Here is a 21,881-nt window from a genome sequence, read left to right as displayed (position 1 = left end):
ATTTATAGCGGTTTTGGTTCAGCGCTGAATACCAATTGGATATGGATCTATTAATTTTTCTTTAAGCCCGAAAAGTTCTTTAAACCCCGATGCGTCAGGGATGGAAGCGGCATCCTTTTGTTTTTTCCTTTAAAGAACAAAAGATACAGCGCACAGCCCGGTCCGTAGGGAGACGCTGTTATGTTTACTGTTTTGATTGTTAGTTGTTTACGTATTTATATTTTTTGATTGTCGACATCATTTATAAATTGAATTACTCCATTCATATAAGTCTTCTGATCATCCCACATGGCTAAATGACTCCCGTTTGGACAGTATAAATAACGTCCTTTTTTGACTAATTTGCTTTGTTCTTCCATTGCTTTTGGATCCATTGTGTCATATTTAGCACCAATCATGAGTGTAGGGATTGTAATTTCTTGGAGTTTGTTTTTAATATCCCATTTGGCTAATCTTCCGCTGATACCGAATTCACTCGGACCTTGCATTAAAGTATAAATTTCTCCATTTACATGTTTGCTGGCGCGATTTAATCCGTCTGGCCATTCTTTTAATCTGCATAAATGCTCTTTGTAAAAATTTGGAATCAGCAATTCCATATATCTTGGATTGTTGAAATCTTTTTTAGCTTCTAAAGCCCTTATTTCGGCTAGAATTTCAGGTTTCATTTGCTTTGATAGAACTTCTTCGGCATATTTTCCGTATTCGGGAGCACTTGCCATCATGTTTGAAACTAAAAGACCTTTCATGTTTTGCTGATATTTTAAAGCGTATTCCATAGCTAGTATTCCGCCCCAAGAATTTCCTAAAACATAAAAATTATCTTTATCAGCATTTATCGCTTTGCGCACTTGTTCTACTTCATCTACAAAGCGATCAATAGTCCATAAACTGCTGTCTTTTGGCTGATCGCTGTAATAGGATCCTAATTGATCGTATTCATAAAATTCAAATCCCTCACGCTGAAAAAATGTTTCAAAACATTCCATGTATTCATGAGTCATTGCTGGACCTCCATGTAATAATAGAATTTTTATTTTTGGATTATTTCCAAAACGCTTAGTCCAGACTTTAAATTTGCCAACGGGTGTATTTATTGGAATCATTTTTACTCCGGCAGCTTCTACTTTTTCTTTGCCATATGTAAAATAGTTTGATAAGATATTAGTGCTGTTTTCTTTTTTTACAAGATGTCAAGAGAAAGAAAGCTAAAAGAGTAATAATACTACGCATAGATTTTAATTTTTAATGGTGTTTACTAATTTACAAATTATAGTTATATGTAGAGTGCTACTTTAAAATTTGATTTAAGTATTTGTAAATAATGATGTTACGATATTTAGAAACATTAAAACTTTCTTAAAATAATTTGAAAGTATTTTTTGAAGTGGTAAATTAGTAATACTATACTTAAAATATTCAAATTATGAAAACGAAGATATTTTTAGCCATAGCATTGTTAATCGTAACAGTCTCGGTTAGTGCACAAAAGAGAATTGAAGTGACAGAATTACCAAAACCAGCACAGGAATTTTTAAAAAAGCATTTTAATCATACTTTAGTAGTGACAGCTCAAAAAGATCCCGAGCATGGTGAAAAGGGGTATGAAGTCAAACTTAAAGAGGGAACAGAAGTGGAATTCTGGAAAGACGGATCGTACCGTGAAGTTGATGGAGGAGACAATCCGATTCCGACTGGTTTTATTCCAGATAATATTTTAGGATATGTAACCAAAAATCATCCAAACGAAAAAATAACGCACATTGACTATGGACACAAAGATTTAGATGTCGATTTGACCAATAAAATTGATTTAGAATTTACCAAAGACGGTAAAATTCTAAAAGACAAGAAGAATAATGTCAAATAACAGACGAATTTGCGATATGGATATATCCAAAGCTAATTTTGCGAAAGAACATTTTGAGCGAAAATAGTTTATATTTACATTTCTATTTTTTATTTCATGGAAGAGAATAAACATGTAACGATTTACGATATTGCTGAGCGTCTAAATTTAGCGACGTCGACTATTTCACGAGCTTTAAAGGACCATCATACTATAAGTGACAAGACGATTAAGAAAGTGAAAAAAACTGCAGAAGAAATGGGATTTGTTCCCAATACTTTGGCTGCAGGTCTGCGAGGTAATAAAACCAGAACCATAGGGGTTTTGATTCCCACCGTTACACAGCCCTTTCTATCTTCGCTTATCAGCGGGATTGAAATTACTGCTCAAAAATCGGATTATACCGTAATCATTATGCAATCGCATGATTCTTATGAAGAAGAAGTAAATATGGCAAAATCTTTATACAGCAATCGTGTGAGTGGTGTAATTTGTTCGTTGGCAATGGAAACTAGAGATACGGCGCATTTTCATCAGTTTTCGAACAATAATATTCCGCTGGTTTTTGTTGACAGGGTTCCGAAAGATTATAATACTTTTAGAGTCGTTATTGATAACTATACAGCAGGTTATAAAGCAACCAAACATCTTATTGAACAAGGCTGTATTCGTATTGCACATTTAACAGCTGGTTCAGAATTAGGTAATTTGTATAACGAAAGAAAAAGAGGTTATATTGAAGCTTTAAAGGATCATAATATTGAAGTAGAAGAAGAATTGATTATTAATCTTAATTCCGTTACTTATGAAGATGGTGTAAAAGCCAGCAACGCTTTATTTGATTTAAATCCAATTCCTGATGGATTGTTTGCGCCTGGAGATATTCTGGCCGTAAGTGCAGTGCAGACTGCTAAAAAACGAGGCATTAAAGTACCAGAAGAGTTTAAAGTAATTGGTTTTAATAATGACCCGATTTCGCAAATTATAGATCCGAATTTATCGACTATTACGCATCCAGCTGAAAAAATGGGAAAAGCGGCTGCTGAAATTATCATCAAAAATTTAAAATCTTCTAAAAATGATGATGCTAAAGAAATCACTTTTTTAAATACAGAAGTGCTCGCCAGAGAATCTACTCAGAAATAAAATCAAAAATACTCTAAATAGTAAGGTTTGTCATTTATTTGATAAACCATCAACTTTTATGAAAACAATTACACTTCCGGACGAAATGAATTTAGAAAAATCGCAACACGTACATGTTGTCGATTACAGCAGTTCTAAAGACGTTTCGAAACAGCAAATTATTCTAAATCACAATGTAATTAGTTTTTTGATTGAAGGAACGAAAGAAGTTATTTTTGATACTACAGAATTGTCTATAACGCCTTCTAAATTTCTGATAATGCGTTCCGGAAATTGTTTGATGACAGAAAAAAGAATCTCAATGACTTCCGGTTATAAAAGCATTCTGTTGTTTTTTTCTAATGAAATGATTCATAATTTTATTAGAAAAATGGAATCTGAGAAATCAGAATTAATTGAAGTAAAATCAGTTTATGCTTTTGATTATGATGATTTCTTGAAACGTTTTGTAGAAAGTTTAGCTGATATTTCTAAACTTTCAAAAGCCGTTCAGATCAAACTGCTCGAAGTAAAGTTTGAAGAAATAATGCTTTATTTAACGGCTCAATGCGGAACCGATTTTCTGTATTCGCTAACGACAAACAGCAACGATACTTCTCAAAAATTCATTCGAACAATCGAAAACAGTCATTTGAGTAAACTGACTTTAAAAGAACTGGCATTTTTGTGCAATATGAGTGTTTCGACTTTCAAAAGAGAATTCGAAAAACACTATTCAGAATCACCAATAAAATGGTTTCAAAACAAAAGACTCGAACATGCACATTACTTGCTGAGTCAGGAAAAAAGTCCTTCCGAAGTTTATTTTGAAGCTGGTTATGAAAACCTTTCCAGTTTTAGCCAGGCGTATAAAACCAAATACGGCGTTACGCCCAAATACCACAAAACAATTTGAGCTTTTAGCAACAGTTTTTGGCTTTTTAGCTAAAATTATTTAGCTGTTCCAAATCTAACTTTGCTTAAAATTTTAAAACAGATAAAATGAAAAAGCTTAGTTTAATTTTGGCGATGTCAGCCATTTTTTCGACATCGACTTTTGCGCAGAAAACATTTACCTTAAGCAGTAAAGATTTAGGAGGAGAAACAACTAAAATTCAGGAATTCAACGGATTAGGCTGTTCTGGAGAGAATCAATCTCCACAGTTATCCTGGAAAAACGCTCCAGAAGGAACCAAAAGTTTTGCTGTAACCATGTACGATCCGGACGCACCAACAGGAAGCGGATTCTGGCACTGGGTTGTTGTTGATATTCCGGCAAATGTAAGCGAATTAGTAACCAATGCCGGAACTAAAAATCTTGTTCCAAAAGGCGCTATCCAAAGTGTAACCGATTACGGAATCAAAGGATTTGGAGGTCCATGTCCGCCAGTTGGTCACGGATTTCATCAATACATTATTACCGTTTATGCTTTAAAAATCGATAAACTGGGAACAGACGATAATACAAATCCGGCTGTAGTGGGATTTAATCTTTGGAACCAGGCTTTAGCGAAAGCCAGTATTGTAGCGTATTACAAGCGATAATAATTAAGGATTTAAACTCTAAATCCAACCCCGTTATAGCAGGATAGTTTTTATAATTATCCTGCTTTTATTTGTTATAGAAATTATTTTTTCGAAAAAAAGAGAGCTAAAATTTTTTTCTTAAACAACAATCCTATATTTTTACGCAACCGATTGCAATTGTTGTTTTATTTAGGATAATGTATTTTTTAAATTAAAATTTTATGAAATACTTTTAAAAGTAAATAAAATAGTGATGCTGTAAAAAATGAGATTGTAAAGAATAAATTATAACCATGACTTCATTTAGATTTATTTTCCTGTTTCTTCTGATTTCTTTTTCGGCTTCGGCACAAAGGGATTATAAATTGTGGCTTCAGTATGATGTTGTCAGTAATTCAGCAATTGCTTCAGAATACAAAAACAATCTTAAAGGAATTGTTGTTTTAGGAAATTCTGAAACTCTTAAAATCGCTGAGAAAGAACTTAAAACAGGATTTTCGGATATGTTGGGAAATATTCCAGAAATCAAATCTGATATAAAAGGAGAGAACAATTTAATAATTGGTTCACAATCGAATTTGAATGCTGAAATCAAAAACGAATTGAAATCTGACTTTGACAAAATAAATAACGAAGGGTTTATCATTAAATCCATCTCCATTAAAAACAAAAAACAAATTGTTATTATAGGAAAAAATGATGTGGCTGTTTTATACGGAGTTTTTAGTTTTCTGAGAATACTGCAGACTAATAAATCGGTTAAAAATTTAAGTATTTCTGATTCTCCGAAAACTAATATCAGAATCCTAAACCATTGGGATAATCTTGATCGAACTGTAGAACGTGGTTACGCGGGATTTTCACTTTGGAACTGGCAGAAATTGCCTGATTTTATTGATCAGCGTTACATTGATTATGCCAGAGCGAATGCTTCAATCGGAATTAACGGAACAGTTTTGACCAACGTAAATGCAAACGCTTTAATTCTGACTCCGCAATATTTAGAAAAAGTTGAAGCACTAGCGAATGTTTTTAGACCTTACGGAATAAAAGTATATTTAACAGCAAGATTTTCGGCACCAATTGAAATTGGAAACTTAAAAACTGCCGATCCGAAAGATCCAGAAGTGATTAATTGGTGGAAAAAGAAATCAGCTGAAATTTATAAACGAATCCCAGATTTTGGTGGATTTTTGGTAAAAGCTAATTCAGAAGGTCAGCCTGGTCCGCAAAATTATGGAAGAGACCATGTCGATGGCGCGAATATGTTGGCAGATGCCGTTGCTCCTTTTGGAGGCGTAATTATGTGGAGAGCTTTTGTATATTCAGAACATGATGCGAATGATCGTGCTAAACAAGCTTACGCTGAATTTCAGCCCTATGATGGAAAATTCAAAGAAAATGTAATCGTTCAGGTCAAAAACGGTGCGATCGATTTTCAGCCGAGAGAGCCATTTCATCCGATATTTGGAGCGATGCCGAAAACGCCTTTAATGATGGAATTTCAAATCACACAGGAATATTTAGGATTCAGCACGCATTTGGTTTTTCTGCCTAAATTATTTCAGGAAGTTTTAGAATCTGATACGTATCAAAAAGGAAAAGGTTCAACAGTTGCCAAAGTTATCGATGGCACTTTATATCAAAATAAATTAACAGGAATTGCTGGTGTTGCCAATATTGGAAACGATTTAAACTGGACAGGACATCCTTTTGCGCAGGCTAATTGGTATGGTTTCGGAAGACTCGCATGGAATCCTTATTTAGATTCAGAAACTATTGCTGATGAATGGTTAAGAAGCACTTTTTCAAATGATGAAAATTTCATTAAACCAGTAAAAAATATGATGATAGAATCTCGTGAAGCCGTTGTTAATTATATGACACCGCTTGGCTTGCATCATATTATGGATACAGGACATCATTACGGACCAGGACCTTGGGTTTCGAATTTGTCAAGACCGGAATGGAATCCGACTTATTATCATAAAGCAGATAAAAACGGAATTGGTTTTGACAGATCAAAATCGGGAACGAATGCTGTTTCGCAATACGCACCAGAAGTCGCCAATATTTTTGATAATTTAGAAACTTGTCCTGAAAAAGATCTGTTATGGTTTCATCATGTTTCGTGGGATTATAAACTAAAAAACGGACAAACTCTTTGGAACGGACTTTTGCTTAAATATCAGGAAGGTGTAGATCAAGTAAAAGAAATGCAGAACGTCTGGGATCAAGCAGAAAAATATGTTGATAATGAACGTTTCAACGAAGTAAAAATGCTATTGAAAATTCAGTACAAAGAAGCAAAATGGTGGCGTGATACTTGCCTGCTATATTTTCAACAGTTTTCTGGTAAAGAACTTCCAAATGGAGTTGAAAAACCAACACAAACTTTAGAGTATTTTAAATCATTAAAATTCCCATTTGCACCGGGAAATGGATAAATAGTTGTAACACGGATAAAACGGATTCGTTATCACGAAGACAAAAAAAACGGATTTTTTTCAATAAAAATTAGAATGAAAAATCTGTATAAATCAGCGTTTTCGCGATAGCGAATCCGTCTCATCAGCGTCTAAAAAAATATAGTATAAAAAATTATGAGCAAGAAAACGGCAATTGTAACCGGAGGAAATTCGGGTTTAGGATTTGCAACAGCAAAGAAATTATGTGACAACGGAATCACAACTTACATCATTGGCAGATCAAAAGAAAAAACAGAAGAGGCCTGCAAAGAAATTGGAGAAAATGCCATTCCGGTAATCTTCGATTTAAATGATTTGAAAGGAATTCCTGCGATGATTGAAAGCATTACAAAAAATGGCTCAATTGATATTTTGGTAAACAACGCCGGAATCAATATGAAAAAGGAATTTGCAGATGTGACCGATGAAGAATTTTTATCAATAATTCACACGAATCTTTTGAGTGTTTTTGCTGTAAGCCGAGAAGTGGTAAAAAACATGAAAGAAAATGGAGGTGGAAGTATAATCAATATTAGTTCGATGGCATCCCAATACGGAATTCCAAAAGTAATTGCGTATTCATCAAGTAAAGGCGCAATTGAAGCCATGACTCGTGCTATGGCGGTTGAATTGGCTCAGTTTGGTATTCGTGCGAACTGTATTGCACCAGGATTTATTAAAACAAAAATGTCATCGACAGCTTTGGATAACGATCCAGAAAGAAAAAATAAAGTATTGGGAAGAACGCCAATGGGCTATTTGGGCGAACCCTCAGACATTGCAGACGCCGTTTATTATTTCGCTCTAAGCGAATCAAAATATACTACTGGTACAGTGTTGCCAGTTGATGGAGGGAATAGTGTAGGGTTTTAATTTTTAAATATTTTAAACACATAGAAACATAGTTTTTTCTTTGTCTACAAAGGCGTTTCACTTGCATTAATGCACATAGCTATGTGTGAGAAACTAGTTTCTTTCTCTAATCTTTTTTTGAGTTAAATATAAATCTATGTTTCTATGTGTTTAATTAATTTTTACAGAAGGGAAGTATGATTAAAATGCAACAAACCATGCGATGGTTCGGGCCAAATGATAACGTCAGGTTGATTGATATTCGACAAGCTGGCGCAACAGGAATTGTAACCGCATTGCATCAAATTCCGGTTGGAGATATCTGGACTATTGAAGCGATAAAAGAAAGACAGGAAATCATTCGTAATTATGGTTTAGAGTGGACTGTGGTTGAAAGTCTTCCTGTTCATGAAGAAATCAAACGAGCTTCAGGAAATTACTTGCAATTCATTGAAAATTATAAAATTAGTGTGCAAAATCTTGCGGAGTGTGGCATCAAAATTATAACCTATAATTTCATGCCGATTCTGGATTGGGTGCGAACGAATCATAATTTTATAAACGAAGACGGGAGTAAAGCTCTTTTATACAATCAGGACGCTTTTACTTATTTTGATGTTTATCTTTTAAAAAGACCAAATTCTGAAAATGATTATTCTGAGATCGAAAAAGAAAGAGCTTGGCAGTTTGGAAATCAATTATCTGAGAAAGAAAAAGCATTGTTGTTTAAAAATGTTTTACTAGGACTTCCAGGAAGTACAGTTCATTTTACGGCAGAACAGATTTTGTCGCTTTTAGAAAATTACGCTGAAATTGACAATCAAAAACTAAGAGAAAATCTGATTTACTTTTTATCAGAAGTAACTCCGATTGCGGAGAAAAACGGGCAAAAATTAGCAATTCATCCTGATGATCCGCCGTTTTCTGTCTTAGGGCTTCCAAGGATTGTTTCAACTGAAGCCGATTTAAAAGCTATTTTCAAAGCCGTTCCATCAAAAGCAAACGGATTGTGTTATTGCACAGGTTCTTTAAGCGCTGATCCCAATAACAATCTCGAAAAAATAATAGACGATTACGGAGACCGAATTCATTTTTTACATCTTCGAAATACCATCCGCGAAAGCGAAACCATTTTCAGGGAATCAGAACATTTAAATGGCGATGTTAAAATGGAAGTTATCATTGAGAAATTATTGTTATTAATGAATAAAACCAAAGTAAGCCTTCCAATGCGTCCCGATCACGGTTTCCTTCATCAAGTGGATGAAGAAACAGAAACTTATCCAGGTTATTCTTTGACAGGAAGATTAAAAGGTTTGGCTGAATTAAGAGGTTTGGAAATGGGTATTGGGTATAAATTGAATTTATAATTAAAGTTTTCTAAATCTAATACGCTGAGAATTGCTCGCAAAGTCGCAGAGTTGCAAAGTTTTTATTTAAAAAAGCTTAAAAAGAATTGCTTTGCGACTCAGCGACTTTGCGAGATTAAATAAAAAAGTTTGTGACTTTATGTGTTCAAAAATTAAAACTTCATATCTAATTCTACTACTTTTTCTAATCGGATTAAGCACAAATTCGTATGCCATAAATCCAGAAAAATATGTAGTCAATCAGGCTTCTAATGAAAACTTCCCTTTGGTTTCAAAAGGAAAAATAGCTTCGATTTTTTTAGACGATAAAGATTATGGAGGAGTTTTAAAAGTAACAGGACATTTTGAAAACGATCTTTTTAAAGTTTCAGATTTGCATCCGAAAAGAATAAAAAAGATTTCAGAAGCAGAAGAATTTGTTGTAATTATAGGAACACTCGGAAAAAGTAAAATCATAAATGAATTAGCCAAACAAGGAAAAATTGATGCCAAAGCACTTCAAGGAAAATGGGAAAAATTTACCACACAAATTGTCGAAAATCCGTTTAAAGGAATTAAAAAAGCATTGGTAATTGCAGGTTCAGATAAACGAGGAACGATTTACGGAATCTACGATTTATCGAATCAAATTGGCGTTTCTCCTTGGTATTATTGGGCAGATGTTCCCGTGAAAAAGCAATCAGAATTACATGTTTTACCCGGAATTCACTCGCAGGGAGAACCAAAAGTAAAATATAGAGGAATTTTTATAAACGATGAAGCTCCAGCTTTGTCTGGTTGGGCATTTGAGAAATTTGGCGGATTCAATTCGAAATTCTACGATAAAGTTTTTGAATTGATTCTGCGGATAAAAGGCAATTATTTATGGCCGGCGATGTGGGGCAGAATGTTTTATGTTGAAGATCCGGAGAATGCTGTTTTGGCCGATGAATACGGAATTGTCATGGGAACTTCGCATCATGAACCGTTAACGAGAGCACACGCCGAATGGGGAAAAGCAAACGGGAAATGGGATTTTAACACCAATTCTGAAGCTTTGATTAATTTCTGGAAAGAAGGAATTAAAAGAATGGGAAATAAAGAAACTATCGTTACAATCGGAATGCGTGGCGATGGGGATGAACCTATGACAGAAGGAACTGCGATTGAACTACTAGAAAATATTGTAAAAACCCAAAGAAATATAATTGCAGAAGTTACGAAAAAACCTGCGCAAGAAACTCCACAAATGTGGGCACTTTACAAAGAAGTTCAGGATTATTACGACAAAGGAATGACCGTTTCCGATGACGTAACACTTTTATTGTGTGATGATAACTGGGGAAATATCCGAAAACTCCCTGAACTCGATGCCAAACCAAGAAAAGGCGGTTATGGCATTTATTATCATTACGATTATGTTGGTGGCCCACGAAATTACAAATGGATTAATACTAATCAAATTGAACGTGTTTGGGAACAAATGGATTTGGCATATCAATATGGAGTCGATAAAATCTGGATTGTAAATGTAGGCGATATCAAACCAATGGAGTTTCCGATGGAATTTTTTTTAGAAATGGCATGGAATCCTGAAAAGTTTAATGCTGGAAATTTAGAGCAATATTATTTTAATTGGGCAAAAGAAAATTTTGACAATCAATTTACAGAAGAAATTGCTGAGATTTTAAAATTATATACAAAATACAATTCACGAAGAAAACCTGAATTATTGGATGCTAAAACGTACAGCATTGTAAATTTTAACGAAGCAGATCGAGTTGTAGCAGATTATCAAAAATTGGTTGAAAAAGCCAATTCGATAAACGAAAAATTGAAACCAGAATACAAAGATGCTTTTTATCAGCTCATTTTGTTTCCGGTTTTGGCAAGTGCCAATTTAAATGAAATGTATGTCGCAACGGCTAAAAATCATTTGTATGCAGAACAAGGAAATGTCATTGCAAATACTTATGTTGAAAAAGTAAAAGAGTTATTTAAAAAAGATGCTGAGCTTACAAATTACTATCACACTCAATTAGCAAATGGTAAGTGGAATCATATGATGTCACAAACACATATTGGTTATGATAATTGGCAACAGCCTGAAAAAAATGTGATGCCCAAAACAAAAACAATTGAAATTTCAAACAAAGTTCAAGTGGGAGTTTCTATAGAAGATTCATCAAAGGCTAGAACTTCGATTAATAAAAATAGGGATTTAGATCATGTTATAGGCTTTGTTGAGGACAATGGATATATTTCGATAGAAAGTAAAAATTATTCTAAAGCAATAAATTCAGATGCCGTAAAATGGACCATAATTCCAAATCTTAGTAAAACAGATTCAGGAATAACAATAAAACCTTCTAATATCAAATCAATTGAAATTTCAGAAAGATCTCCAAGATTAGAATACAATGTTCATTTTTTCAGCAAAGGAAAGATAAAAGTAAATGCCTATTTTTCGCCAACAATCAATTTTAAAATTGGTGACGGCTTAAAATACGGAATTGGTTTTGATGATGAAAAACCGCAAATAATGAACCTTAATGCAGATTCTTCGGAAAAAGCCTGGGCAGAATCTGTTGCGAACAATATTAAAATTATTATCTCAACGCATGAAATTGAAAAAACAGGAAATCATGTTTTGAAAATTTATGCGATTGATACGGCTTTGGTGCTTCAGAAAATTGTGATTGAAACTGAGGAGGGAAAAGTTTTGGAGTCATATTTGGGACCTCCGGAGAGTTTTAGGAAGGAATAATACGCAAAGTTTGTCATTCCTCGGAATGACAAAACGAAACGAATAAAAAACAATTAACTATTTAAACCAAAAGATATGAAATTTATTAAACCTTATTTAGTTGTCGTCACGACTTTGTTGGCTGTAAGCTGTACGTCACAGAAAGAAACCACTTCATTAAAAGACGCTTATAAAAATGATTTCTACATCGGAACCGCTTTAAGTGCGGATCAAATTGAAGTCAAAAACGCTAAAGAAGATTCTCTGATTCGAAAAGAATTTAATGCGATTACAGCAGAAAATATTATGAAATCGATGTACACGCATCCGCAGAAGGATAAATATGATTTTGTAATGTCTGATAAATTTGTAGCGTATGGAGAGAAAAACAAAATGTTTATTCACGGTCATACTTTAATTTGGCACAGCCAATTAGCACCTTGGATGGAAAAGATTGCCGACAGTACAGAAATGAAAACTTTTATGAAAGATCATATTACCACAATCGTTTCCAAATACAAAGGCAGAATTAATTCCTGGGACGTTGTAAATGAAGCGTTGAACGAAGATGGAACTTTAAGACAATCTGTCTTTTTGAAAACACTAGGCGAAAAATATCTGGTTGACGCTTTCAAACTGGCCGAAAAAGCCGATCCAAAAGCCGAGTTATATTACAACGATTATAATATCGAAGAATCAGCAAAAAGAGCCGGAGCAATTGCCTTAATCAAAAAAATAAAAGTAGAAGGCGGAAAAGTGGACGGAGTAGGAATTCAAGGGCATTGGAGATTAAATAGTCCGTCATTAGAAGAAATTGAAAAAAGTATTTTAGAGTATTCGGCATTAGGAATTAAAGTCGCTTTTACAGAATTGGATATTACCGTTTTACCAAATCCGTGGGATTTAAAAGGAGCAGAAATCAGTCAGAAATTTGAAGGAAGCGAGAAAATGAATCCATATCCAAAAGCATTGCCAGATTCTATCCAAAACAAACTCGCAGAACGTTACGAATCGATTTTTAAACTATTTTTAAAGCATAAAGATAAAATCAGCCGAGTGACTTTTTGGGGTGTTCATGATGGGCAATCTTGGCTGAACGACTGGCCGATAAAAGGAAGAACGAATTATCCTTTGCCATTTGATGCCACTTTAAGACATAAAAAAGCTTACGAAAGTATTTTAAAGCTGAAAAAAACTAAAGAATAAGCATCGAAAAAGAGTATGTTTTGAGAAATAATCAACAATCGGTTGTGAAATGAAAAATAACTTAAATAAAGTAAACTAAATTTGCATAATATGTTTTTTTGTCTAATTTTACACAACCGATTGTTTTAATTGTAATTTGCTTTCCTGCAAGGTTTCCAAAACCTTGTAGGTCTGATTTTAGGAGCTGTAAAAAACAATTGAAACCTACAAGGTTTGAAAAACCTTGTAGGAATAGAACTAACTAATCAAAAAAATGACCACAAACCCACGAATGACTAACATTTCACAAAAACTATCCATCAAAGAAAAAATTGGATACAGTTTAGGAGATCTTGCTGCAAATCTTGTTTTTCAGACTTTGATGACCTATCTGGCGTATTTTTACACCGATATTTACGGATTATCGCCAACCGATTCTTCGATCATCATGCTGATTGTTGGATTAATTGCCGCTTTTATTTTTAATCCGATCATTGGGGTTTTGGCAGACAGAACGAGTACCAAATGGGGAAAATTTAGACCGTGGATTTTGCTAACGGCGATTCCGCTTGGAGTGGTGGCTTTATTAGCATTTTCAACTCCTGATTTTTCATACAAAGGAAAAGTAATTTATGCCGTTGTCACCTATAGTTTATTACTGCTTTTTTATGCAGGAAACAATCTGCCATATTCTGCTTTAAGTGGCGTTATTACAGGCGATATGAAAGAACGAAACAGCATGTCGTCCTATCGTTTTGTAGCGGTGATGTTTGCCCAGTTTTTTGTTCAGGTTTTTATGCTTGGCATTATCAAAAGTGCTGGAAACGGAGATAAAGCCATCGGAATCGAAAAAGTAATGACCGCTTTGGCGATTATTGGAACAATCATGCTTTTAATTACGTTTTTAACGACGAAAGAAAGAATCATTCCGAAACCAGAACAAAAGTCAAGTGTAAAAGAAGATTTAAGCGATTTAATCAAAAATAGACCTTGGTTAATTATGCTTTCGCTAACGACTTTGGTTTTTGTGACTTTAGCAATGAAAGGTGGTTCTTATGTGTATTATTTTGAGAATTATGTTGATAAAGAACAATTAGCCGTTTTTATTCAGCCTATTCTAGATACTTTATCCAACATCGGATTGAATCATTTTGGAAATGATCCCGTTTCTGCAGGTTTCGGTTTATTCAACGCAGGCGGAATCATCTTTATGATTGTTGGCATTACACTCTCTAAAAATCTGGCAGACAAATACGGAAAAAGAAATGTTTTTGGGGTGTTTTTATTCATTTCGACTTTGTTCATTATCGCTTTTTACTTTTTTCCGCCAGCGTCAATCGGATTGATGTTTTTCTCCCAAATTTTACACGGATTTTTCTACGGAATCACAATCCCGATCCTATGGGCGATGATTGCCGATGTTGCCGATTATTCCGAATGGTTGAATAACCGTCGTGCAACAGCAATTATATTTTCGGCAATGATGGTTGGACTAAAAACAGGATTGAGCGTTGGAGGCGCTTTAACCACTTTATTTTTAGGTTATTTCCATTACGCACCAAATGCGCCGGAACAGTCTCAAACAGCCATAAACGGAATCAAATTATTGGTCAGTATTTTTCCTGCAATTCCATTTTTAATAGGAGCTGGATTATTGTTTTTCTATAAAATCAATAAAGAAATGGAAGTGCAGATCGAAACAGAATTAAAAGAAAGAAGAACTTAATTATTTAAACAAAATAGTACTATGCCTGAAGATAGCATTGAACACATTAATTTTGAGGAAATTAATGACCTGGCAATTTCAAAGCCTTTAGTATCCCATATGTACACGGCCGATCCTTCGGCGCATGTATTCAACGGAAAAATTTACATTTACCCATCTCACGATATTGATGCCGGAATTCCGTTTAACGACAATGGTGATCATTTCGGAATGGAAGATTATCATGTTTTTTCGATGGAAGACATTTCATCAGAAGTTGTTGATAATGGCGTTGCATTGCATGTAGATGATGTGGCCTGGGCCGAAAAGCAAATGTGGGCACCCGATGCAGCGCATAAAAATGGAAAGTATTACTTGTATTTCCCTGCCAAACGTGCTAGCGGAATTTTCCAGATTGGTGTTGCCATAGCAGATTCGCCAATTGGCCCTTTTGTTCCTGAAAAAGATGCCATAAAAGGAAGTTACAGTATCGATCCCGCTGTTTTTGAAGACCAAGATGGTAAACATTATATTTATTTTGGAGGCATCTGGGGCGGTCAGCTTCAGAAATACCGCAACAATATATATGATGATAACAACGAAGAACCTCTAGCCAAAGAAAAAGCTTTAGGGCCAATTGTATCTTTGTTAAGAGACGACATGCTCGAATTTGCAGAAGATCCAAAAGAAATTAAAATACTGGATGAAAACGGAAATGAGATTTTGGCAGGCGATAACGACCGTCGTTTTTTTGAAGCTTCATGGGTTCACAAATACAACGGAAAGTATTATTTCTCGTATTCAACAGGCGACACGCATTTTATCTGTTATGCGATTGGCAACAATCCATATGGGCCGTTTACGTATCAGGGAAGAATTCTAAATCCTGTTGTAGGCTGGACATCGCATCATTCGATTTGTGAAGTAGAAGGCGAGTGGTATTTGTTTTATCACGATTCGAGTTTGTCAAAAGGAGTAACACATCTTCGAAGTATGAAAGTAACTAAAATCGATTATCTCGAAGATGGTTCAATTATCACAATCGATCCTTACGGAATAAGAAGATTATTGGATTAAAATTTTAAGTTATCCATTAAAAGAAATGTTTAAAGCAAAAAGATTAGATATAAAATTAGTAAGCGCAGTCATTTTGATGAGTGCATTTTCTTCGTGTAAAAAAATTTCGCAAAAATCACAATCGGTTGTGTATTCCGATTATGCTTCTTTTGACTGGTTTGATTACCGAGGGAATGACGATGCGTATCAAAATCTAACAAAATCTGATGGCGATTATTTAAATCCTGTTTTGGCTGGTTTTTATCCTGATCCTACTATTTGCAGGGTTGAAGATAAGTTTTACCTCGTCAATTCTTCTTTTTGTTATTTTCCAGGATTGCCGATTTTTGAAAGTACTGATCTGGTACATTGGAAACAAATCGGTAATATCATAGATCGTCCTAAACAAGCCGATTTTGGAAATTCTCGTTTGTCTGGTGGCATGTATGCACCGACGATTCGCTATAACAAAGGAACATTTTATTTGATTTGTACCAATGTAAGCGGAGTCGGTAATTTTATTGTCACGGCTAAAAATCCAGTTGGGCCTTGGTCAAATCCTATTGCGCTTCCTGATGTAAACGGAATCGATCCAGATCTCTTTTTTGACGAAGACGGAAAAGTGTACATCACACATAACGGGCCTCCGCCTAATAATGTTTCGCTTCATGATGGCCATCGCGCCATTTATATGCTGGAATATGATTTGGAAAAACAAAAAACCACGACAAGTCCCAAATTGGTTATTAACGGCGGAACCGATATGTCTAAAAAACCTGTTTGGATAGAAGGGCCACATGTGATTAAAAAGAACGGATTTTATTATCTGATTTGCGCTCAAGGAGGAACAGGTTTCAATCATTCAGAAGTAGTTTTTAGAAGTAAAAACATTTATGGGCCTTATGAAAGTTATGCTGAAAATCCCATTTTAACGCAGACGCCTTTGGATTCGAATCGTAAAAATTTGGTTTCGACAACAGGCCATGCCGATTTTGTTGAATTGCCAAACGGCGATTGGTGGTCTGTGTTTTTAGGTTGCCGACCATACGAAGGAGATTTTTATAATATGGGAAGAGAAACCTTCATGATGCCTGTTGAATGGAAAAACGATTGGCCAGAAATTATAGGAGGAAATGAGCCGATTCCGATGATTCATAAACGACCAAATCTTCCTCTTTCAAAAGAAAAAATAGAGCCTTTGAATGGAAATTTTGTTTCAAAAGATGATTTTGATTCGAATAAATTAGATTTTAAATGGAGTTTTATCAGAACGCCAAAAGAAAAATGGTACGAATTGATTAACGGAAAATTGCTAATTAAACCAAGGCCAGAATCGATTCATACCGAAACTAATTTTTCTTTTATTGGAAGAAGACAACAGCATTTAAAATTTGAAGCTTCGATAAAGTTTGAATTTAGTCCGAAAGATAATTTACAGGCGGCAGGTTTAACGGCTTTTCAAAACGAAAAGCATTATTTTTTAATTGGAAAACGCCTGAACGCCGATCATAAATTGGAAGTTTTTGTTGAAAGAACTGCAGATAAAATTAATAACGGGAAATCGGAAATTATTGAAAAGAAAGAACTTTTGGATTCTGATAAGTCATTGTTTGTGAAGATTGAAGGAAACGGAAGATTGTATAGTTTTTATTATAAATTGACAGAAAAACAAGATTGGATTTTATTGATAAAAGATGTTGATGGCTCGATTTTGAGTACAAAGGAAGCAGGTGGTTTTGTGGGAACGTATTTGGGGATGTATGCGTCGAGTGAGCATTTTTGAGAGTGGTTTTCGCAACGTTGTGTCATTCCGAGGAACGAGGAATCACACTCGGGATTCGACAAAGATTGGCGACATTCTGTGCGGAGTTTCTAGTGTGATTCCTCGTTCCTCGGAATGACAAAACTATATGAAGAGATTCTTGCGAAACCGTTTTGCGTGAGGGATAGAAGTGGAAAGCCCGCAGCCGTGAGGAACGAACAGGCGAGGACTTGCAACGGATAGCCCGACCCGGAGGGACACGCCCAAGTTATTAGAATAAAAAGTGCTTTAAAAAAATAACATAATTCATGTAAAAAATAATTTTTTATAAAAGTTTTTTAGCTACTTTAGCATAACAGAACGGAACAGAACGGTATGCTAAAAGAAGAAGAAAAATTTGAGTTTATAATGAATCACGAAAGTGATATTCCGAAGTACCAACAGTTGGTTGACGGAATCACAAATTCGATTGCGGAGAATATTTTGCAAAAGGGAGATTTGCTTCCGTCTGTGAATGTGATCTGTAAGACGTATCAGCTTTCGAGAGATACAGTTTTTAAGGCGTATTCGATTTTAAAAGAGCAGAAAGTAATTGATTCTGTACCTAACAAAGGGTATTATGTGGCGGGCGAAACCAGAAAAGTACTTTTAGTTTTAGATACGTTTAAGGCTTATAAAGAGGTTTTGTACCATTCGGTTGTGAATAATCTGCCCGATAATGTGATAATTGACGTGCAGTTTCACCATTATAATATTGATGTTTTTAAAACGATCATTAATAACGGAATTGGGAAGTATTATAAATACGTGGTGATGAATTTTGATCATAAAGACATTGCTCCGGCATTATCGGCAATTTCGAGTGATAAATTGCTTTTGATTGACTGGAATATTCAGGCGAAAAAAACGAATAACTATGTTTTTCAGGATTTTGGAAAAGCATTTTATGAGTCTTTGACAGAGGCAGTTGATTTGTTTAAAAAGTATAAAAAGATACAATTTGTCTATCCGGATTTTACGAATCATCCGTGGGAAACAGTGGAGTTTTTCAAGAAATTCTGTGCTGATTTTGGTTTTGAATATGAAGTTATTACCGATCCTAAAAAGTTCAATATCGAAAAAGGAATTGCTTATATCAGTGTAAGCGACAGGATTTTAGGACACTTTTTGGAACAATGCAAAGAGAAAGATTTTGAACCTGGGAAAGACGTTGGATTTTTATCGTACAACGAAACCCCAATGAAGAAATTTATATATAAAGGAATTTCGGTTGTATCAACTGATTTTAAAGAAATAGGAACCAAAGCAGCGGCATTTATTACGCATGACGAAGATACTCAGTGTTATGTGCCGACAAAATTAATAATAAGAGAATCATTGTAAGTATGTATTATATCGGATATGATATTGGAAGTTCTTCTGTCAAGGCAGCCTTGGTAGAAGCAGAAACGGGTAAAAAAGTTATCGTTTTGAATGAACCGCAAAACGAAATGGAAATCCTTTCGATTCACCCAGACTGGGCAGAACAGGATCCTGAAATTTGGTGGCAGCACATTTGTACAGCGACTAAAAGAGCGATTAAAGAAGCTAATATTGATGCCTCTAAAATTCAGGGAATTGGTATTTCGTACCAAATGCACGGATTAGTAATTGTTGACAAAGATAACGCTCCGTTACGAAATTCAATTATCTGGTGCGACAGCCGTGCGGTTGAAATTGGGAACAAGGCTTTCGCCGAAATTGGAGAACAAAAATGTATGGAGCATTTATTGAATTCTCCAGGGAATTTCACGGCTTCAAAACTGAAATGGGTAAAAGAAAACGAACCAGCAGTTTACAATAAAATTGCGAAATACATGCTTCCGGGAGATTATATCGCTTTGAAATTGACAGGCGAAGTAACGACTACCAAAAATGGTTTGTCTGAAGGAATGCTTTGGGATTATAAAGAAAATAAAGTAGCCGACTGGCTTTTAGAATATTATGGAATTGATACAGCATTAACTCCAAAAATTGTTGAGAATTTCACAAATCAAGGTGTTGTTACAGAAAAAGCTGCTTCAGAATCAGGTCTTCCTGCTGGAATTCCGATTGCGTATAGAGCGGGAGATCAGCCGAATAATGCTTTGTCATTAAATGTGCTTCGTCCGGGAGAAGTTGCAGCAACAGGTGGTACGTCGGGCGTTTTCTATGCTGTTACAGAAACAAATTCAGGAAAAAGTACTCGTGTAAACAACTTCGTTCATGTGAATTATGCGGAATCAAATCCGAGAGTTGGGAAATTGCTGAATATAAACGGAGCAGGAATCCAATACCGATGGATGCGAAACAATATCGGAAATGAATCCTATGAAGAAATGAATGAAAAAGCATCTCAGATAAATGTTGGCTCACAAGGATTGGTTGTCATTCCGTTTGGAAATGGCGCTGAAAGAATGTTCAATAATAAAAATATTGGATCTCATATTTTAAACCTGAATTTTAATATTCATACCAACGCGCATTTATTCAGAGCATCTTTGGAAGCCATTGCATTTTCTTTTGTGTACGGAATGGAATGCTTGAAAGATGATCATGCAACGATTAATGTCATTAGAGCTGGAAATGATAATCTTTTCCGTTCTGAGATTTTCTCTAATACTGTGGCGACATTAATTGGTCACGAAATCGAAATTTACAATACAACCGGAGCAGTAGGAGCGGCAAGAGCAGTAGGCTTGACAGATGGTGACTTTGAAAAGTTTGGTTCAGGAATAACAACAAACGATCACGTCATGACCTTTTTGCCTCTTAAAAACAAAGAGGAATATGAAACGGCTTATAAAAAATGGAAACAAGAATTAGAATTAATATTAACAAACAAATAAAAAAATAAATAAAATGATAGTTTTAGGAGATAAAGAATACTACAAAGGTATTGGCCAAATTAAATTTGAAGGAAAAGAATCTGACAATCCTTTGGCATTTAAATATTACAATCCAGACCAAGTTGTGGCTGGAAAAACAATGCGTGAGCACTTTAAATTTGCTATCGCTTACTGGCATACATTCTGCGGACAAGGTAGCGATCCATTCGGACCAGGAACGCAGCAATTTGCTTGGGATGCTTCATCAGATCCGTATCAGGCTGCAAAAGATAAGGCAGATGCTGCTTTTGAATTTATCAGCAAAATGGGATTCGATTATTTCTGTTTCCATGATTACGATTTGATTGCTGAAGGTGCAACTTTCGCAGAATCAGAAAAGCGTTTGGCATTCATTACTGATTACTTGAAACAGAAAAAAGCAGACTCTGGAATTAAATTGCTTTGGGGAACTTCAAACTGTTTCTCAAACCCAAGATTCATGAACGGAGCCGCTACAAATCCTGATTTTAATGTAGTTGCAAGAGCGGGAGGTCAAGTGAAATTAGCTTTGGACGCAACAATTGCTTTAGGCGGAGAAAACTATGTATTCTGGGGCGGTAGAGAAGGTTATATGTCTTTGCTAAACACAGATATGGGAAGAGAATTAGACCACATGGCGCAATTCTTGGCAATGTCTAGAGACTATGCAAGAGCACAAGGTTTTAAAGGAACTTTCTTTATCGAGCCAAAACCAATGGAGCCATCAAAACACCAATACGATTTTGACTCGGCTACAGCAATCGGATTCTTGAAAAATTATGGTTTAGACAAAGATTTCAAAATCAATATCGAAGTAAACCACGCTACATTAGCACAGCACACTTTCCAACACGAATTAGAAGTTGCCGCAAAAGCGGGAATGTTAGGAAGCATCGATGCTAACAGAGGAGATTATCAAAACGGATGGGATACAGATCAGTTCCCAAATAATATCCAAGAAACTACTGAAGCGATGTTGGTCTTCTTAAAAGCTGGCGGATTACAAGGCGGAGGAGTTAACTTCGATGCTAAAATCAGAAGAAATTCTACAGATTTAGAAGACGTTTTCTTGGCACACATTGGTGGAGCTGATACTTTTGCAAGAGCTTTATTGACTGCAGATAAAATCATCACTTCTTCTCCTTACGAAAAATTAAGAACAGAAAGATACAGTTCTTTCGATTCTGGAAAAGGAAAAGATTTTGCTGATGGAAAATTAAACCTTAAAGATCTTTATACTATCGCTCACGAAAATGGAGAATTAAATCTTCAAAGTGGTAAACAAGAATTGTTTGAAAACATCATCAATCAATATATTTAATTGATTTAGATTTTCATATCAAACCTAACAGGTTTTCAAAACCTGTTAGGT

General features: G+C 35.1%; 15 protein-coding genes and 1 pseudogene. 15 read left to right on the top strand and 1 reads right to left on the bottom strand.

The window, feature by feature from the left end:
- Positions 1-215: 215 nt before the first annotated feature.
- Positions 216-1,233 (bottom strand): annotated as a pseudogene (locus tag BOW55_RS11430) (proline-specific peptidase family protein).
- A 193-nt stretch (positions 1,234-1,426) separates the two neighbouring features.
- Here BOW55_RS11430 and BOW55_RS11425 point away from each other — a divergent pair.
- From BOW55_RS11425 to xylA, 15 genes are all read left to right on the top strand, one after another.
- Positions 1,427-1,870 carry a PepSY-like domain-containing protein gene (locus BOW55_RS11425; protein ID WP_129024219.1) on the top strand — a complete coding sequence of 148 codons (444 nt, stop codon included), beginning with the start codon at positions 1,427-1,429 and terminating at the stop codon, positions 1,868-1,870.
- Positions 1,871-1,966: 96 nt separating this feature from the next.
- Positions 1,967-2,995: a LacI family DNA-binding transcriptional regulator gene (locus BOW55_RS11420; protein WP_129024218.1), complete on the top strand. Its 1,029-nt coding sequence runs from the start codon at positions 1,967-1,969 to the stop codon at positions 2,993-2,995.
- A 58-nt stretch (positions 2,996-3,053) separates the two neighbouring features.
- A complete protein-coding gene (locus BOW55_RS11415; protein WP_129024217.1) occupies positions 3,054-3,890 on the top strand; it encodes an AraC family transcriptional regulator in 837 nt (278 codons plus the stop codon).
- 86 nt (positions 3,891-3,976) lie between these two features.
- Positions 3,977-4,519 (top strand): YbhB/YbcL family Raf kinase inhibitor-like protein, encoded by a 543-nt coding sequence (locus tag BOW55_RS11410; RefSeq protein ID WP_129024216.1) that lies wholly within the window; start codon positions 3,977-3,979, stop codon positions 4,517-4,519.
- Positions 4,520-4,794: 275 nt separating this feature from the next.
- Positions 4,795-6,948, top strand: coding sequence for an alpha-glucuronidase family glycosyl hydrolase (locus tag BOW55_RS11405; protein WP_129024215.1), 2,154 nt, complete (start codon positions 4,795-4,797; stop codon positions 6,946-6,948).
- Positions 6,949-7,104: 156 nt separating this feature from the next.
- Positions 7,105-7,842 carry an SDR family NAD(P)-dependent oxidoreductase gene (locus BOW55_RS11400; RefSeq protein WP_129024214.1) on the top strand — a complete coding sequence of 246 codons (738 nt, stop codon included), beginning with the start codon at positions 7,105-7,107 and terminating at the stop codon, positions 7,840-7,842.
- A gap of 185 nt (positions 7,843-8,027) precedes the next feature.
- Positions 8,028-9,191, top strand: coding sequence for a mannonate dehydratase (gene uxuA, locus BOW55_RS11395; RefSeq protein WP_129024222.1), 1,164 nt, complete (start codon positions 8,028-8,030; stop codon positions 9,189-9,191).
- A gap of 139 nt (positions 9,192-9,330) precedes the next feature.
- A complete protein-coding gene (locus BOW55_RS11390) occupies positions 9,331-11,937 on the top strand; it encodes a glycosyl hydrolase 115 family protein (protein WP_129024213.1) in 2,607 nt (868 codons plus the stop codon).
- Between the two features lie 75 nt (positions 11,938-12,012).
- Positions 12,013-13,122 carry an endo-1,4-beta-xylanase gene (locus BOW55_RS11385; protein ID WP_129024212.1) on the top strand — a complete coding sequence of 370 codons (1,110 nt, stop codon included), beginning with the start codon at positions 12,013-12,015 and terminating at the stop codon, positions 13,120-13,122.
- Between the two features lie 271 nt (positions 13,123-13,393).
- Positions 13,394-14,827, top strand: coding sequence for an MFS transporter (locus BOW55_RS11380; RefSeq protein ID WP_129024221.1), 1,434 nt, complete (start codon positions 13,394-13,396; stop codon positions 14,825-14,827).
- A 21-nt stretch (positions 14,828-14,848) separates the two neighbouring features.
- The gene (locus BOW55_RS11375; protein ID WP_129024211.1) at positions 14,849-15,883 is read left to right on the top strand and encodes a glycoside hydrolase family 43 protein; all 1,035 of its coding nucleotides are present in this window, start codon (positions 14,849-14,851) and stop codon (positions 15,881-15,883) included.
- Between the two features lie 25 nt (positions 15,884-15,908).
- Positions 15,909-17,645, top strand: a complete 1,737-nt coding sequence (locus BOW55_RS11370; RefSeq protein ID WP_129024210.1) for a glycoside hydrolase family 43 protein — start codon at positions 15,909-15,911, stop codon at positions 17,643-17,645.
- A 354-nt stretch (positions 17,646-17,999) separates the two neighbouring features.
- Positions 18,000-19,007, top strand: a complete 1,008-nt coding sequence (locus BOW55_RS11365) for a GntR family transcriptional regulator (RefSeq protein ID WP_129024209.1) — start codon at positions 18,000-18,002, stop codon at positions 19,005-19,007.
- 2 nt (positions 19,008-19,009) lie between these two features.
- Positions 19,010-20,491 carry a xylulokinase gene (locus tag BOW55_RS11360; protein ID WP_129024208.1) on the top strand — a complete coding sequence of 494 codons (1,482 nt, stop codon included), beginning with the start codon at positions 19,010-19,012 and terminating at the stop codon, positions 20,489-20,491.
- A 13-nt stretch (positions 20,492-20,504) separates the two neighbouring features.
- On the top strand, positions 20,505-21,830 hold the full coding sequence (gene xylA / locus BOW55_RS11355; RefSeq protein WP_129024207.1) for a xylose isomerase: 1,326 nt from the start codon (positions 20,505-20,507) through the stop codon (positions 21,828-21,830).
- Positions 21,831-21,881 lie beyond the last annotated feature (51 nt).

Origin of the sequence: Flavobacterium sp. YO12, from assembly GCF_004119495.1 — a bacterium.
Classification (GTDB): Bacteria; Bacteroidota; Bacteroidia; order Flavobacteriales; family Flavobacteriaceae; genus Flavobacterium.
The sequence above is the reverse complement of the archived record's forward strand: the minus strand, read 5'-3'. Positions and strand labels throughout refer to the sequence as shown.